Annotated in this window: 12 protein-coding genes; 2 read left to right on the top strand and 10 right to left on the bottom strand. The window is 73.2% G+C overall.

Annotated elements, in window-relative coordinates:
* Positions 1–13: 13 nt before the first annotated feature.
* From R7226_RS06075 to R7226_RS06035, 9 genes are all read right to left on the bottom strand, one after another.
* The gene (locus R7226_RS06075) at positions 14–2,839 is read right to left on the bottom strand and encodes an ATP-binding protein (protein ID WP_318596149.1); all 2,826 of its coding nucleotides are present in this window, start codon (positions 2,837–2,839) and stop codon (positions 14–16) included.
* A gap of 43 nt (positions 2,840–2,882) precedes the next feature.
* Positions 2,883–5,072 carry a choice-of-anchor J domain-containing protein gene (locus tag R7226_RS06070; RefSeq protein WP_318596148.1) on the bottom strand — a complete coding sequence of 730 codons (2,190 nt, stop codon included), beginning with the start codon at positions 5,070–5,072 and terminating at the stop codon, positions 2,883–2,885.
* Between the two features lie 159 nt (positions 5,073–5,231).
* The gene (locus tag R7226_RS06065) at positions 5,232–6,212 is read right to left on the bottom strand and encodes a mannonate dehydratase (RefSeq protein ID WP_318596147.1); all 981 of its coding nucleotides are present in this window, start codon (positions 6,210–6,212) and stop codon (positions 5,232–5,234) included.
* Positions 6,209–7,057 carry an ABC transporter ATP-binding protein gene (locus R7226_RS06060; RefSeq protein WP_318596146.1) on the bottom strand — a complete coding sequence of 283 codons (849 nt, stop codon included), beginning with the start codon at positions 7,055–7,057 and terminating at the stop codon, positions 6,209–6,211. The genes R7226_RS06065 and R7226_RS06060 overlap by 4 nt, the downstream gene beginning before the upstream one ends.
* Entirely contained in the window at positions 7,054–7,977 is a 924-nt protein-coding gene (locus R7226_RS06055; protein ID WP_318596145.1) for an ABC transporter ATP-binding protein, read from the bottom strand. The genes R7226_RS06060 and R7226_RS06055 overlap by 4 nt, the downstream gene beginning before the upstream one ends.
* Positions 7,970–8,890, bottom strand: coding sequence for an ABC transporter permease (locus tag R7226_RS06050; protein WP_318596144.1), 921 nt, complete (start codon positions 8,888–8,890; stop codon positions 7,970–7,972). The genes R7226_RS06055 and R7226_RS06050 overlap by 8 nt, the downstream gene beginning before the upstream one ends.
* On the bottom strand, positions 8,877–9,878 hold the full coding sequence (locus R7226_RS06045; protein ID WP_318596143.1) for an ABC transporter permease: 1,002 nt from the start codon (positions 9,876–9,878) through the stop codon (positions 8,877–8,879). The genes R7226_RS06050 and R7226_RS06045 overlap by 14 nt, the downstream gene beginning before the upstream one ends.
* A gap of 40 nt (positions 9,879–9,918) precedes the next feature.
* A complete protein-coding gene (locus tag R7226_RS06040) occupies positions 9,919–11,748 on the bottom strand; it encodes an ABC transporter substrate-binding protein (RefSeq protein ID WP_318596142.1) in 1,830 nt (609 codons plus the stop codon).
* Positions 11,749–11,779: 31 nt separating this feature from the next.
* Complete coding sequence (locus tag R7226_RS06035) at positions 11,780–12,538, bottom strand: FadR/GntR family transcriptional regulator (RefSeq protein ID WP_318596141.1); 759 nt, start codon at positions 12,536–12,538, stop codon at positions 11,780–11,782.
* A gap of 155 nt (positions 12,539–12,693) precedes the next feature.
* Here R7226_RS06035 and R7226_RS06030 point away from each other — a divergent pair, with 155 nt between their 5' ends.
* Positions 12,694–13,884, top strand: a complete 1,191-nt coding sequence (locus R7226_RS06030) for a hypothetical protein (protein WP_318596140.1) — start codon at positions 12,694–12,696, stop codon at positions 13,882–13,884.
* Here the strand turns inward: R7226_RS06030 and R7226_RS06025 are convergent.
* On the bottom strand, positions 13,881–14,903 hold the full coding sequence (locus R7226_RS06025) for a LacI family DNA-binding transcriptional regulator (protein ID WP_318596139.1): 1,023 nt from the start codon (positions 14,901–14,903) through the stop codon (positions 13,881–13,883). The genes R7226_RS06030 and R7226_RS06025 overlap by 4 nt on opposite strands.
* A gap of 146 nt (positions 14,904–15,049) precedes the next feature.
* Here R7226_RS06025 and R7226_RS06020 point away from each other — a divergent pair.
* Positions 15,050–15,884 (top strand): CoA transferase subunit A (locus R7226_RS06020; RefSeq protein WP_318596138.1); only part of this gene is annotated, 835 nt, incomplete at its 3' end.

Here is a 15,884-nt window from a genome sequence, read left to right as displayed (position 1 = left end):
TCCGGCGGCCTGCTCAGCCGCCGCTCGCCGGGCGCGGGGCGGTGAGCGCGTCGGCCAGCTCTCTGCGCGAGCTGATCCCGAGCTTGCGGTAGCTGCGCGCGAGGTGGTTCTCGACGGTGCGGACGGTGACGTAGAGGGCGGCGGCGATCTCGCGGTTCGAGCAGCCGTCGGCGGCCATCCCCGTGACGCGGCGCTCGGCGGCGGTGAGCGCGTCGGCGCCGCTGAAGCGCAGCCGCCGCGGCTTCGCGCCGGCGACGAGCAGCTCCCGATGGGCCTGCTCGGCGAGCACGGTCGCGCCGCAGGCGCGGGCGCCGTCGAGGCTGGCGCTCAACGGCTCGCGCGCCTGCGCCGGGCGGCCGGCCCGCCGCAGCGCGGCGCCGAGGTCGAACAGCGCGCGCGCATGGTCGAGGCGGGCCGGCGAGCTGCCGAGCAGCTCCGCGCCCTCCGCCAGCAGCACCAGGCCCTCCTCACCGCCGCGCGCCAGGCCCTGCGTGCTGAGCGCGAGGCCGCGGCCCGAGGCCGTCGACCAGCGCTCGGCGCGGGCCGACTGCTCGTCGGCGAAGGTGAGCGCGGCGTCGTCGTCGCCGACTGCCAGCGCCGCCTCGACCGCGGTCCGATGCCACGGGATGCTGAGGTGGGCGACGCCGAGCTGCTCGTCACGGCCGCGCAGCTCGAGCAGGTCGAGCAGCGCGTCGCGCGGGCGGCCCTGCGCCAGCCGCAGCCGCGCCCTCGCGTGGAAGGCGACGCCGACATGCGTCAGCGGCGCCAGCGCGGGACCGGCACCGCTGCGCTCGACGGCCCACTCGGCCTCCTCCAGCTCACCGCGCTCGACCAGCGCCAGCGCCAGGTAGGCCCAGTGCGCGAGCTTCGCCATCGGCGTCGGCGCCAGCTCCAGCAGCTCGCGTCCGCGCGCCTCCGTCTCGCGCACGTCGCCCGCTCGCCAGGCGGCCACGTGACCGATCCCGAGCAGGCTGGCGAGGCCGGTCACCGAGCCTTGCCGGCGCGCGGCGCGCAGCGCCGCCTCCAGGTGCGGCCGCGCCTGTCGGGCGCGGTCGGCGTCGACCAGCACCCGCAGCGGGTGGTTGACGACGATCGAGTTCGGCCCTTCGGCGAGCAGCAGCCGCTCGTCGGCGAGCGCCCGCGCCGCCAGCTCGGCGCCCGCCTCGATCCGGCCGTCGAGCCAGCAGAGTCCGGCCAGCTCGGCCAGCACCGCCAGGCCGGCCGGGCTGGCGTCGAGCGCCGGCTCGTCGCCGAGCTGACGCAGCCGCCGCAGCGCACCGGCACCGGTCGGCGGGTGCAGCAGGCCGATCGCGGCCGCGTGCGCGGTCAGCCGCAGCGTCGCCTCGCGGTCGATCCCGTCGACGTCGTCGCGGGCCTGTTCGAGCAGCGCGACGGCACCCGCGAGATCCCCGCGGTAGAGGCGGGTGTGGGCGCCGGCCTTCAGCCGCTCGGCGCGCGCGACCGGACCGGCTGCCAGCGCGGCCGCCTCCTCCAGGTGCTCGCCGGCCGCCTCCAGCTCGCCGACGAGCGTCTCGGCCCGTCCCAGCTCGGCCAGCAGCCCGCCGCGCTCGGTCACCGACGGCGGCTCGCGCAGCGCTCGCCGCAGATGCGTCTGCGCGACGTCGGCCGCGCCCTGCGCGACGGCGTCGGCGGCGACCGCGCGCAGCGTCGCGACGACCTCGTCGTCGCCGGCCGGCTCGCACAGCAGCAGGTGGGCGGCGACCTCGGGCGCTGGGCGCCCCTCGGCGGTCAGCGTCGCCGCGGCGCGGGCGTGGAGGGTGGAGCGCGCCGCCGGTCTGAGCGCGGCGTGGACGGCGTGGCGGACGATCGAATGGGCGAAGCGCAGCGGCCGTTGCGCGGCGAGCAGGCCGGCGTCGGCGAGCAGGTCGGCCAGCTCGCCGGCGCGCGCAGGGTCGACCGCGGCGATCGCGGCGACCTGACGCAGCTCGGCGGCGGGGCCGAGCACGGCGAGCGCGTCGAGCAGCGCGCCGCAGTCGGCCGGCAGCGGCGCCAGCCGCTGCCGCAGCGTGCGCGCGATCGACTCCGGTCCGGCGTCGTGGACGGCCGCGGTGCCGTCGTCGTCGGGGGAGACGCCGTCGCGCAGCAGCTCGCCGGCCAGCTCGTGCAGCAGGAACGGGTTGCCGCTGCTGGCCTCGCGGCAGGCGGCGGTGAAGGCGGCGGCCGGCACGCGCCCCCAGCGCTCGCGCAGCAGCGCGGCGGCCGCTCGCTCGTCGAGCGGGGCCGGCCGCATGAGCACCGTCTCGCGGCGGTCGCGCAGCCGCTCCAGCAGCTCGCTCGGCGCCTCCGGCTCGGCCGGTCGCGCGGCGAGCACGACCGTCAGCGGAAGCCCGTCGAGCCGGCCGGCGAGGAAGTCGACGAGCCGCAGCGTCGGCGCGTCGGCCCAGTGGGCGTCGTCGAGCAGCAGCACCAGCGGGCGCTCGACGGCGAGCGCGGCGGTCAGCCGGTAGAGGGCGTCGAGCACGGGGAAGGGGGAGTCGGGGCTGGCCGGTGCCGGCTCCGCGTCGGCCAGCCCGAGCGCCGTCGCCGCCAGCGCAGCGCTGCCGTCGGGCGCGGCGGTCGCGGTGGCATCGGCGGTCGCGGCCTCGGCCAGCAGTTGCCGCGCGACGCCGTAGCCGTAGTCACGCTCCAGCTCGCTGCCGGCGCCGCTCAGCACGCGCGCGCCGGTCGCCTCGGCGTGGGCGCGCGCGAGCGCGAGCAGGCTGGTCTTGCCGATGCCGGCGTGGCCCTCGACGTAGACGAGCTGGCCGCGGGCGTCGATCGCCGTCTGCAGCCGGCCGATCTCGACCTCGCGACCGAAGGTCGAATGCAGCGTTGACACGCCAACCAGTGTTCCAGACGGGCGTGCGACGCGCCTGAGTCCCTCAGCCGCGCGCGAAGCCGAGCGGGCGCGCGAAGCTGACGCGGGTGCGGTTGCCGGCGAGGTCGACCGCGTCCACCACGACGCGCACGGCGATCCGGTGGCGCGGCGCGTTCGCGAGCAGACGGCGGCCCGCTCTCGTCAGCCGCAGCCGCACGACGGGCCGCTCGCCGGCGCCCGCGTCGAAGCGCGCGCGGCCGAGCGTGAGCACGCGGCGGCCTCTGCCGCCCAGCGCGCGGACGACGTGCGTCAGCCGCACGCTGCCGCGGCAGCGGCCGCGTCCCTCGCCCTCGCGCGGCGAGCAGCCGAGGCTCAACGCCACGCTGCCGTCGCTGCCGGCGCCCAACGAGCTGCCGGCGAGCGCGAGGCCGGGCGAGTAGGGGTTGACCTGGAAGGCGTGGACCGTCGCCGGGCCGCGGCGGCCGTCAGCCGTCACGGCGCGGACCTCGACGCGATGGTCGCCCGCCCGCAGCCCGCTCAGCTCGTACGCCGCCGGGCTGCACGGCGCCCAGCCGGCGCCGTCGAGACGGCACTCGTAGCCGGCCGCACCCGGGTCGCTCAGGAAGACGATCCGCACCGCGCGGCCCCGCACCAGCGCGCGGGGCCGTTCGGTGACGGTGACGGCGGGCGCGGCCGGGAGGGATGCCGCCGGCGTTCTCGGCGTTTCGGGTTGCGGTCTCGGCTCCGGCTGCGGCTGCGGCGGCGCGACGACCGTCTGCGAGCTGCGCGGGGTCTCGGCGTTGCCGGCGGCGTCGACGCTGAGGTAGCGGATCCGCTCGCCGTCGCCGAGCACGGGCTTGGCGGCGGGGTCATACGAAGCGCTGGAGGTCGTCGGCACGGCCGGGTCGGCGCCGACGGTGTAGTACGTCGCCGCGACGCCCGAACCGGCGTCGGTCGCCGTCAGCGTCACGGCCGCGCCGGGGAGCGTGGCGGTGGTGACGTCGTCGCTCGTCGCGGGCGCGACGACGTCGACCTGCGCGGCCGCCGACTGCCGCGGCGTCTCGGCGTTGCCGGCGGCGTCGACGCTGAAGTAGCGGATCCGCTCGCCGTCGCCGAGCACGGGCTTGGCGGCGGGGTCATACGAAGCGCTGGAGGTCGTCGGCACGGCCGGGTCAGCGCCGACGGTGTAGTACGTCGCCGCGACGCCCGAACCGGCGTCGGTCGCCGTCAGCGTCACCGCGGGCGCGGCCGGCAGCCAGCCCGACGGCAGGTCGTCGGTCGTCTCCGGCGCGATCCCGTCATGCGCGTACGCGGGACCCGCGGCGGAGCAGCTCGAGACGTTCAACGAGCCGTCGGACGCGGTCGCGTACGGCGTCGTCGTCGCGTCGGCCGCGGCGGTGAGCTCGATCCCGTCCGCGGTGAAGTCGGCCGCGCTGCCGCTGCCGAGCACCGGCCCGCCGCAGCTCGCGTCGCCGTAGAGCGTGACGGTCGAGTCGGCCTCGGCGGTCCCGGTCGCTCTCGGCGTCGCGACGTTGGAGGGAGAGGCGGGCGCGAGCCCGTCGACCGTCGGCGCGACCGGCGGCGTCACGTCGTCGCTGAAGCGGAAGGTGTCGATCCCGATGTAGTCGCTGTTGGCGCCGTTCGTTCCGGCGTTCGTCACGTGGTAGCGGAAGGCGACGCAGCCGTTGACCGGCGCGGACAGCCCTCTCACGACGACGCTGTACTGCGTCCACGTGAACGGGTAGCCGCTCGTGCTCAGGGTCGGGTTGATCGTCAGCAGCAGCGTCGTGAAGTCGCCGACACCGTCCGCCGTGGAGCCGGGACTGCACGAGCCGTTTGGCGCTGTCCGCAGCTCGAGCCGGTCGGGATAGATTCTGGGGACGCCGGCGGCGCGCGTGTAGAACGACAGCTCGTCCCCGTCGCTGAGCGTCAGCTGCGGCGTGATCAGCCAGTTGCTGATCGTGCCGGGTCCCCCGGTGGTGCTGTGGAAGTTCGCCGCGATGTACGCCGAGTCAGCGCCCTGATGCGCGGCGAACGGCCCGAGGTTCGACGGCGGGTTGCCCTGGAACCAGCCGTTGACGCCGAGCGGGGAGGAGAGGTTCGCTCGGCTCCAGCCAGCCGGTGCGTACTGCTGACCGGGCGCGACGACCGGGTCGAAGTCCTCCGACAGGTCGGCGCCGCGCGCGACGCCCGGCGCCAGCGCGACCGCCGCGAGCAGCGCGCAGGCGGCGACCGCTGAGGTGAATCTCGACATGGGCATCCTGCACGAACCTCCGTGTCCGTGTGGGGGAAGCGCGACCTCCCCGGCGGAGGCACGACCGATCAGGACCTTATCGGCGCCTCGGCGCTATCGCATGAACGGCGGTGGACGCCCGCGGGCGCCGCGGCGGCGTCGCCGCGGCGCCCGCGCGCGTCAGCTCGCCGCGACCGCCTCGCGCAGGCCGGCCATGTAGCCGATCGCGTGGAGGCGGGCGTTGTGCGAGTAGCCGGCGACCTCGGCGCTGTCACCGGCGATCGTCGGGACGTGGTCGGAGCGCAGCACGCCGCTGAAGCCGATGTCGCGATAGGCGCGCATGCACGCGAGCATGTCGGTCGGGCCGTCGTCGTGGAAGGTCTCCTCGAACCGCTCCGGCGTGCCGCGCACATCGCGGAAGTGCGCGAAGGCGATCCGCTCGCCGAGGCGGCGGATCGTCCCCGGCAGGTCGTCGGTCATCAGCGTGAAGTTGCCCTGGCAGAGCGTGATCTGGTTCGCCGGGCTGTCGTTGACCTCGATCAGCCGTTCGAACGAGCCGACCTCCGACATGATCCGCGCGATCCCCCGGATCGGTGACAGCGGCGGGTCGTCGGGGTGCAGCGCCAGCGTCACGCCGGCCTCCTCGGCGACCGGGCAGACGCGCTCCAGGAACCACTCCAGCGACGTCCACAGGCGCTCGGCGGAGACCTCGCCGGCGTAGGTCAGCGGCGCGTTCGCCATCCGCGCGTGGTCGTACTCGGTCACGAGCGCGCCGCCGCGCGAGGGCAGCGCCATCCGCGTCCGCATCCAGCCGAGCACCGGCATCCAGTTGTAACACCAGACCGGGATCCCCAGCGACCCCATCGAGCGGATCAGCGTGCAGACCGCCTCCAGCTCCTCCTCGCGTCCCGGCAGGCCGAGCCGCAGCCGGTCCATCGGCGGGTTGTCCTCGATCGCCACGAGCGTCAGCCCGGCCTCGGCGACCTGGTCGCGGTAGAGCGTCAGCGGCACCAGCTCCCACGGCTGCTCGCCGCGCGACTCGCGCCAGTCGGCGTGGTAGCGCGGCAGCACCCCGACCGCCTTCTCGACCCCCAGCTGGCGCAGCACCGTCCAGAACGGGTGCGGCGGCTTCTCCAGCAGGATCTCGGCCAGCTCGGTCATGCCGCGTCCTCCCGCACCGCCGCCGCCCAGCGCACGTCGGGATCGGGCACCGGGACGGCGTCGATCAGCCGGCGCGTGTACTCGTGCGTCGGCGCGTCGATGACGGCGCGCGCGTCGCCGCGCTCGACCGTCTCGCCCTCGTAGAGCACGAGCAGCTCGTCGGCGATGTGGTACGCCGTCGAGAGGTCGTGCGTGACGTACAGGAAAGAGATCCCGGCCTCCTTGCGCAGGTTCACGATCACTTCGAGGATCGCCGCGCGAATCGACGCGTCGACCATCGAGACGGGTTCGTCGGCGACGATCACCCGCGGGCGCAGCAGACAGGCGCGCGCGATCATCACGCGCTGGCGCTCGCCGCCGCTGAGCTGGTGCGGATAGGCGTCGAGCACGCGCGCGGGGTCGAGCCCGACGAACTCGATCGCCTCCGCGACCGCTCTTCTGGCCTCCGCCGGCGTCGCCGCGATCTCGAAGTTGCGCACGACGACGTCGAAGACGTGCCGCACGCGGTAGACCGGGTTGAACGCCGTGAACGGATCCTGCAGCACCGCCTGGACCTCCTGGCGGAACTGCCGCCGCGGCCCGCGCGCGAGCTTCGCCAGCGGCGTGCCGCGGTAGCGGATCGACCCGCTCGTCGGCTGTACGAAGCCGAGCGCGATCTGCGCCGCCGTCGACTTGCCGCTGCCGCTCTGGCCGGCCAGCGCGACGATCCGCGGCTGCTCGGCGTGGATCTCCAGCGAGAACTGCTTCAGCGCCGTCACCGGCTCGCGCTGCTCCAGCAGCCCGGAGCGGTAGACCTTCGTGACCTGCTCGGCCTGGAGCAGCGGCTGATCGCTCGTGGCGCTCATGGCATCGCCGCCTTGTGATCGGGGCCGACCTCGGCCAGGGGATGTCGCGCGGCGACCAGCGCCAGCGCCTCGTCGCGCAGCGCCTGCGTCGCGGCGGCCGGATACCACTCGCGCTGGCGCAGCGACGGGACCGCCTGCAGCAGCAGTCTCGTGTAGGGATGCGCGGGGGAGCGGAAGATGCTGCGGACCGGGCCGATCTCGACCAGCCGGCCTCTGCACATCACGCCGACGCGGTCGGCGAGCTGCGCCTGCAGCGCCATGTCGTGGCCGATGATCACGACCGCCATCCCGAGCCGCTGCTGCACGTCCTTCAGCGTCTCGGCGACCGCCTTCTGGACGATCACGTCGAGCGCGCTGGTCGGCTCGTCGGCGACCATCACCTTCGGGTTCAGCGCGATCGCCATCGCGATGCAGACGCGCTGCTTCATCCCGCCGCTCAGCTCGTGCGGATAGAGCCGCGCGGTGCGGACCGGCAGGCCGACGGAGGCGAGCAGCTCGTCGATCCGTCTGCCCGACGCGCGTCTGCGCTCATGCACCTCGATCACGTCGGCGATCTGCGCGCCGACGCGCATCACCGGGTTGAGCGCGCTCATCGCGCCCTGCGGCACGAGCGAGATCTCGCTCCAGCGGCGCCGGCGCAGCTGCTCGCCGCCGAGCGCGCGCAGGTCGACGCCGTCGAGCAGCACGCTGCCCGAATCGACGCGACCGGGCGGCTTGATCAGGCCGAGCACCGACATCGCCGTCGTCGACTTGCCGGAGCCCGACTCGCCGACGAGGCCGAGCATCTCGCCGCGGCGCAGCTCGAAGCCGACGTCGTCGACGACGGTGCGGCGGCCGCCGCCGGCCGGGTAGCTCACCGACAGGCCGTCGACCGACAGGACCGCCGTGCCGGTGGCGCTGGTCACGGTCGCGTCAGCCATTGCGGCCCGCCTTTCGCAGCCGGGGGTTGGCGATCTCGTCGACCGCGAGCGAGACGAGGAAGAGGCCGAGGAAGAAGAGGATCAGCAGCGCCGCCGGCGGCAGCCACCACCACCACAGCCCCTGCGACAGCGCGCCCGCGGAGAGCGCGTTCTGCAACGCCAAGCCGAGCGTCTGCGTGTCGATCGGGCCGAGGCCGATCAGCTGCAGGCCGATCGCGATCGCCAGCGCCCCCGAGATCGCGCCGACGAACATCGCCGTCACGAACGTGACGAGGTTCGGCAGCAGCTCGAAGGTCATGATCGACGCCGCGCTGCGGTTCGACAGTCTGCTGATCGTCACGAACGGCTGCTCGCGCAGCGTCAGCACCTGGCTGCGGACCGCGCGCGCGACCAGCGGCCAGCTGAAGAGCGCGATCACGAGCGCCAGCCCGATCAGCGAGAGGTCGCCCATCACGGCCGCGACGAGGATCAGCATCGCGAAGGCCGGGATCCCCAGCATCACGTCGGAGATGCCGCGCACGGCCGTGTCGGCCGGGCCGCGGAAGTAGCCGGAGACGATCCCGGCGGCCGTTCCGACGACGGTCCCGGCGAGGCCGGCGACGATCGCCATCTGGAAGGTCGGCGCGGTCGAGTAGATCATCACCGCGAGCACGTCGCGGCCCGAGCCGTCGGTCCCGAGCAGGTGGTCGGCGGAGGGCTTCGTCTTCGGGTCGAAGGCGAAGATCTCCGTGTCCTCCTGGCCGACGAGCAGCCGCGCCAGCAGGCTCAGGATCAGCGGCGAGAGGAACAGCAGCAGGCCGAGCACCAGCTGCGGCGAGCGCCAGCGGCGCGGCTCGCGCGGGCGCGCGATCCCGGCCGCCTCGGCGAGCGTGCCGGCCGGCGAGGCGACGGGCGTCAGGTCAGTCTCGGCCATAGCGGATGCGGGGGTCGATCAGCGGATACAGGAGGTCGAGGATCAGCAGCGCGCCGGCGGTCGTGACGACCATCATCAGGACGACGCCCTGGATCACCGGGTAGTCGCGCGCGTCGACGGCGGAGACGAGCACCTTGCCGAGGCCGGGGTAGGAGAACAGCACCTCGACGAGGATCGAGCCGGAGACGACGTAGCCCATGTAGATCGCCAGCGTCGTGACCTGCGGCAGGATCGCCGTGCGCATCGCGTAGCGGAGGAAGATCCGCCGCTCCGGCAGGCCCTTCGCCTCCGCCAGCAGGAGGTGGTCGGAGCCGAGCACCGAGACCATCATCGAGCGCATCCCGAGCATGAAGAAGCCGGTGAACGCGAGCACGATGCTGAGGCCCGGGAGCAGCGCGTGCTCGAAGGTGTCGAGGACGGCCGCGAAGGGTCCGCCGCTGGTGCCGAGCGGGTCGCGCGCGCCGCCGGTCGGGAGGATCTGCAGCTCGTACGCGAAGACGTAGAGCAGCAGCAGCGCGACGAGGTAGTAGGGGATCGCGGCGAACAGCATCACCGACGACATCAGCCCGCGCGCGAAGGCCGGCGTCGAGCGCCACGCCATCAGGCCGCCGAGCAGCGAGCCGACGACCCACGACAGGACCATCGCGGTGGCGAGCAGCCCGAGCGTCCACGGCAGCGCGTCGCCGATCAGCGTCGTGACTCTCGTCGGGAAGTTGGTGACGGAGTAGCCGAGGTTGCCCTGGGCCAGCTCCTTGACGTAGTCGACGTACTGCTCCAGCAGCGGCTTGTCGAGGCCGAACTGGCGTCTGTACTCCTCGATCAGCTCAGGCCCGGCCGAGAGCGCCTGGCCTGAGGCCTGCATCCGCGTCACCTGGTCGGTGATCGGATCGCCCGGCGCGAGGTGGACGAGGAAGAACATCGCCGTGACGGTGATCCACACGACGACGAAGAAGAAGGCGATCCGCCGCAGGGCGTAGTCGAGCGTCATGCTCGACCCGCCCCGTGGCAGCGCCCGGAGGCGACCAGTGTCACTGGCCGTCTCCCGCGGGCTGGAGTCTGGTGATGACCTGGTGGAAGTTCATGCCGAACGGCGCGGGCTGCGTGTAGCCGTTGTCCGCGGTCGGCCAGTTCTCCCAGTACGTCTGGTTCATCACGATCGGCGTCGGGCGCTGGTTGAGCGGGATGACCGGCAGCTCTCTGAGCCAGATCTCCATCGCCTGCGCGTACAGCTCGCCGATTCTCGGGTCGCCGGGCGTCAGCTCGCCCATCTGCGCGACCAATCTGTCGTATTCGGCGTTTCTCCATCTGCCGGCGTTGTCGTTGCCGGGCGCGTGCGTGTAGCGGTTGAGCGTCGCCCACGGGTCGGTGACGCTGCCGCACTCGAACCACGACTGCGCGTCGAATCTGCCGTCGGCGCGGGTCGCGGCGACCGTGTTGAAGTCACCCGGCTGGAGGTCGACGGCGATGCCGGCCTCTCTCAGCTGCTGGTTGAGCAGCTGCGCGGCGTCGCCCCAGACCGGGCCGAGCGCGGCCGGCGAGAAGAGGTTGAGCGCCAGCGACAGCGGCTCGCCGTCCTTGGTCCAGACGCCGTTCTCTCTTCTGTAGCCCTTGGACTCGAAGATCTGCGCCGCTCTCTCGAGGTCGTGGTCGAGCGTCGGGTAGGTCGCGAGCAGGTCCTCGTTCTCGTCGATCAGCGCGCTCAGCTGCGGGTACTCGGGGAAGGTCGTGCGCGCCGCGGTCGGCTCGCCCGGGGTGTTGAAGAGACGGCTGAACTGCTCCTTGTCGAGCGAGGCGTTCAGCGCCCAGCGCAGCTCGGCGTCGTCCCACGGTCTGCGCGTCGTGTTGATCGTCAGCGCGAACGGGCACGGGTCGAGCCAGCCGAGGTCGCCGTCCCAGTTGACGAGCTTCGGGTTGCGCTCGCGCGCGGCGATGAAGCCGGCGACGCTCGGGACCGACTGGCCGGCGTAGTCGAGCTGACTGCTCTCCAGGCCGGCGACCGCCGAGTCCTCGGGGCCGGGGCTCGTGTAGACGACGCGCCGCGGCGCGGGCAGCTCGCTGAAGCCCGCTCTCGCCGCCCACCAGTCGTCGTCGCGCTGCAGCGTCGCGGCCGAGGCGGTGACCTCCGTCAGTCTGTAGGGGCCGGTGCCCATCGGCAGCCCTCTGGCGAGGTCGTAGAAGGCGAACGTCTCGAAGTCCTCGCCTCTGAAGACGTGCTCGGGCAGCGGGATGAAGTTGGCGGTGTAGACGTACGACGACAGCTCGCTGTCGACGAAGCGCGGGTTGGGCGCTCTGAGGTCGATCTGCACCTCGGTGGGGGAGAGCGCTCTGATCGATCTGACCGCGCCCTGGATGTTGGCGGCGCGGAACGGCGCTCTCGCCTTCAGGATCTGCTCCATCGTGTAGACGACGTCTCTGGAGCTGAACGGGGTGCCGTCGGCCCATCTGACGTCGTCGCGCAGTCTCAGCGTGACCGTTCTGTTGTCGTCGCTGTACTCATAGCCGGTCGCGAGCCACGGCTCGGTTCTGCCGGTCTGGTAGTTGACGTAGAAGAGCGCCTCGTAGACGAGCTCGTGCAGCCCGTCGGAGACGAGCGCGTCGCTCGCCTGCACGTACGGGTTGCCGATCTTGCCCGTCGGCGCGCGGTACTGCCCGAGCACGAGCGTCTCGGCGCGGCCGGCTTCTCTGCCGGAGTCACTGCTCGTTGCGGTGCCGCCGCCGCTGGCGGCGCGCGTGGTGCTGGTGTCGTCGTCGCCGCCACCCCCGGCGACCGACACGATCACGACGACCAACACGATCAGCAGCACGGCGGCGCCGATCATCCCGACGGGCGACAAGCGCCGTCGACGACCATCCTCCATCTCTTCCTCCTCAGTGAACCCGATGTGGGTGTCAGTGCGCGCGAAGGCGTGCTTCGACCACGGTGCGGACACCCGTGAGGTGCTCGCGCATCTGCTCCGCGGCCAGGTCCGGGCGCCCGCCGCGGATCGCCGTCAGCACCGCTCGGTGCTCACGGGCGTCGCGCTCGCGGTTGTCGTAGACCTGCAAGATCATCATCTGCTCGGCCGCGTAGAGGTCGAGCAGCGAGTCCATCGTCTGTCCGAGCACCTTGTTCCCCGACAGCCGCGCGATCGCACGGTGGAAGTCGAGGTTGAGGTCGCTCAACGTCTCGTCCTGGCCCTCCAGCGACTGGTCGGCCAGGTCGAGGATCCGCTCCAGCTCGGCGATCGCATCCGGCCCGCCGCGCACGACGGCGAGGCAGGCGAGGTGCGGCTCGATCAGCAGCCGCGCGTCGATCAGGTCGAGCAGCACGTCCGGGTCGAGCTGCCCCGTGTACGGGTTGGAGACGATCACCCGCGCCAGCGGCTCGCGCACGTAGACGCCCGAGCCGTGACGGAAGTCGAGCAGGCCGAGCGCCTGCAGGCGACGCAGCGCCTCCCGGATCGTCTGCGGGGCGACCGCGAAGCGGCCGGCCAGCGCGGTCACCGACGGGATTCTGTCGCCGGGCTGGAGGCCCTCCTGCTTGAGCAGGTCGATCAGGTCCTGGGTCAGCTCGTCGGCCGCGTTGGGACGCGGCCGGATCGTGCGCAGGGCGCTGACCAGTCGTGGCACGGCCTCGGCCGGCTTGGGCTCCATATCCATCGAAGTCATCAAATCAGTTGGTAAGTGGCGGTGTCAACCCTTTCGTGTGAGATCGCCTCACACAGGAGAAAAACCGATTACCTACTGAGGATTCTTGAGGTCGATCGCTTGACAAGCTGATCTAGAGTCATCTGGTCACTTTCTGACCAGAGGAGGGAGTTGGGATGCTTCATCTCTTGCGTTCAGCGACGACCGGTGCCGCGCGCAGACGCCGGGTAGCCGCCGCTGCGGCGGTGCTGGGGGCCGGTGCGCTGGCGCTCGCGCCGGCCGTCGCGGGTGCGGCGCCGGTCTGCACCGGCGTCACCTCGCCGAGCGTCACCGGCGTCACCACGAACACGGGCCTCAGCTCGATGTTCACCAGATACGGCAACGGCGGCACCGGCTGGACCGGCGCCGACAGCACCTACTCGGCGCGGCTGCCGAGCGGCAACGACGTGTGGATCTTCTCCGACACGTTCATGCCGCCGATCACCGCGCCGACGCGGCCGACGACGGCGCCGCTGATCAACAACACGCTCGTGCCGCAGTCGGGCAGCACGCTCAGCACGATCCAGGGCGGCACGACGAGCAGCCCGGCGGCGAAGTTCAGACCGGCGACCGCCACCCACTGGTACTGGATGGGCGGCGGCAGCGTCTCGGGCTCCAACCTCGAGATCCCGATGACCGAGTGGAGAAAGATAGGCCCCTCGGCCTGGGACATCGAGTGGCAGGCGAACGCGCTCGCGCGGCTGCCGGTCAGCAACCTCAGAGCGACGCCGACGATCACCGCGCTGCCGTCCGCGACGAGAATCCACTGGGCGGCGTGGACGCTGCGCGAGGGCACGACGACGTACGTCTACGGTGTCGAGGACCTCGGCGCCAGCGGCGGCAGCAAGTGGCTGCACATCGCGAAGGTGACCGGCTCGCTGGCCAACACCTGGAGCTACTACAGAGGCGGCGACCCGGCGCTGCCGGCCTCGTGGTCGGCGACCGAGTCGGACTCGATCCGCGTGCTGGAGCACGTCTCCAACGAGCACAGCGTGCACAGACTCAGAAGCGGTCTGTACATGCTCACGACGATGGACACGTCGCTCGCGTTCAACAACGAGATCGTCGCGTACTTCTCGTGCTCGCCGGTCGGCCCGTTCGTCGCCAGAACGTCGCTCTACAGAGCGCCGGAGGCGGGGCCGTTCGGCAGCTATGGCGACGGCGACGTCTACGCGTACAACGCGCACGCCCACCCGCAGCTGTCGTCGTCGACCAACGTCGTCGTGACCTACAACGTCAACAGCCTCGACGCGACGATCGGCGGAGACCTCTACAGAGACGTCTCGATCTACCGGCCGCGCTTCATCAACGTCGGGCTGACGCCCTAGGCGCCGGCCGTGTGAACGGGCCGTGTCGAGTCACGGACGACGAGACGCGGCTCGGTCGGCAGCTGGTGGATCTGCGGCGGCGCGCCCGCGAGCTGGTCGAGCAGCACGTCGACCGAGGTCGCGCCCAGTTCGCGCATCGGCATCGCGATCGTCGTCAGGCGCGGCTGCGTGTAGTCGGCCAGCGGCACGTTCTCGAACGACAGCACCGAGAGGTCCTCCGGCACGCGCCGGCCGGCGTCGGCCGCCGCCCGCAACGCGCCGACCGCCTGCTCGAAGGAGCTGACCCACAGCGCCGTCACGTCGGGGTGGTCGGCGAGCAGGCCGCGGACGGCCTCGGCGCCGCCGGCGGCCGAGAAGGCGGCGCGCGCGACGACCGGCTCCAGGCCGCGCGCGTGGGCCGCCTCCAGGAACGCCTCCTCGCGGCGGCGGGCCGACTCGATCTCGGCGAGGCCGGCGACGTGGCCGAGCCGCGCGTGGCCGAGCGAGACGAGGTGGTCGAGCGCCAGCTGGCTGGCGCCGGCGACGTCGAGCACGACGTTGGCGACGGCGCCCGGCACCGCGCGGTTGACGAAGACGTGGGGGACCCAGTGGCGCTCCAACGCCGCCAGCAGCGGTCTCGCCGGCAGCGCCGAGGCGATCAGCAGGCCGTCGATGCGGCCGGCGCGGACCAGCTCGGTGAACGACTCGTCGGCCTGCTGGCCCTCGGAGTCCTCCGCCGCCAGCAGCACGTAGCCGCGGGCGCGGGCGCGCTCGTAGGCGCCGCGGATCAGGTCGGTGTAGGCGGGGTTGTCGAAGGCGGGGACGAGCAGGGCGAGCGCGCCGGTCTCGGCGTTGGCGAGCGCGCGGGCGAGCGGGTGGGGGCGGTAGCCCAGCTCGCGCGCGACGGCGGCGATCCGCGCGCGCGTCTCGTCGCGGACCGAGACGGTCGGGTCGCCGTTGAGCACGCGCGAGGCGATCGACTTCGAGACGCCGGCCGCGTCGGCGACCTCTTCGAGCCGCGGTCGCCGCTGCCCGCTCATCGGCGTGGCTCCCGCGCGGCGCCGGCCCGGCGCCGCAGTGTGGCGGTCGCGGCACCCGCCCGCTGTCGCGGCGCGGCGGTCGGCTCACCGCAGCGCGTGCTCGATCCCCTTGACATCCGCATCGAGCCAAGTTTACAGTCCTCGGCGTGAGAAAACCGGTTTCCTTCGGCACTTCTGGCCCCTGGCACGACTCCGTGGAGGCGCTGCTGGGCGCTGTCGGCGACGGCGCGCGGGTCGGCGTCGGCGGCTTTCACTTCACCCGCATCCCGGTCGCGCAGCTGCTCGAACTGGGGCGCGCCGGCCGCCGCGAGCTGACCTACGTCGCGTGGGGCGGCGGCCTCGCGCTGGAGCTGCTGCTGGCCGCCGGCGCCGTCACGCGCGCCGCGCTGACCTTCTCCAGCCTCGACGTCTTCGGGCTCGCGCCGCGCTTCCGCGCCGCGGTCGAGCGCGGCGAGCTGGAGCTGGAGGAGTGGACGGCGCTCGGCATGATCAGCGCGCTGAACGCGCGCAGCCGCCGGCTGCCGTTCGAGCTGATGCAGCCGCTCGCCGGCAGCGACCTCGGCGGCGGCTGGTCGCGACCGCTGGAGGGGCAGGCCGCCGTCCCCGCGCTCGCGCTCGACCACGTGCTGCTGCACGCCGCCCGCGCCGACGATGCCGGCAACGTCGAGCTGCGCGGCGCCGGCGGGATCGACCGCGCGCTGATCTTCGCCGCCGACCGGCTGCTCGTCACCGTCGAGGAGCGGGTCGCCGTCGGCGAGCTGGGCGCGCCCGGCGCCTTCGTGATCCCGCGCAGCTTCGTCAGCGGCGTCGCGCTGGCGCCCCACGGCGCCTATCCGACCTCCTGCCTGCCGCACTACCCGGCCGACCTGCGCCGCCTCAGAGCGCTCGCCGCGGGCGGCGCTGACGGCCCGCTCGACGCCGCGGCGCTGGCGCCGGACGCCGCCGCGGTCGCGCGTGGGCGCGCCGTCGCGGCGCTCCCGG

Source organism: Conexibacter stalactiti (assembly GCF_033542075.1).
In the GTDB taxonomy this organism is placed as follows: Bacteria; Actinomycetota; Thermoleophilia; order Solirubrobacterales; family Solirubrobacteraceae; genus Conexibacter; species Conexibacter stalactiti.
The sequence above is the reverse complement of the archived record's forward strand: the minus strand, read 5'-3'. Positions and strand labels throughout refer to the sequence as shown.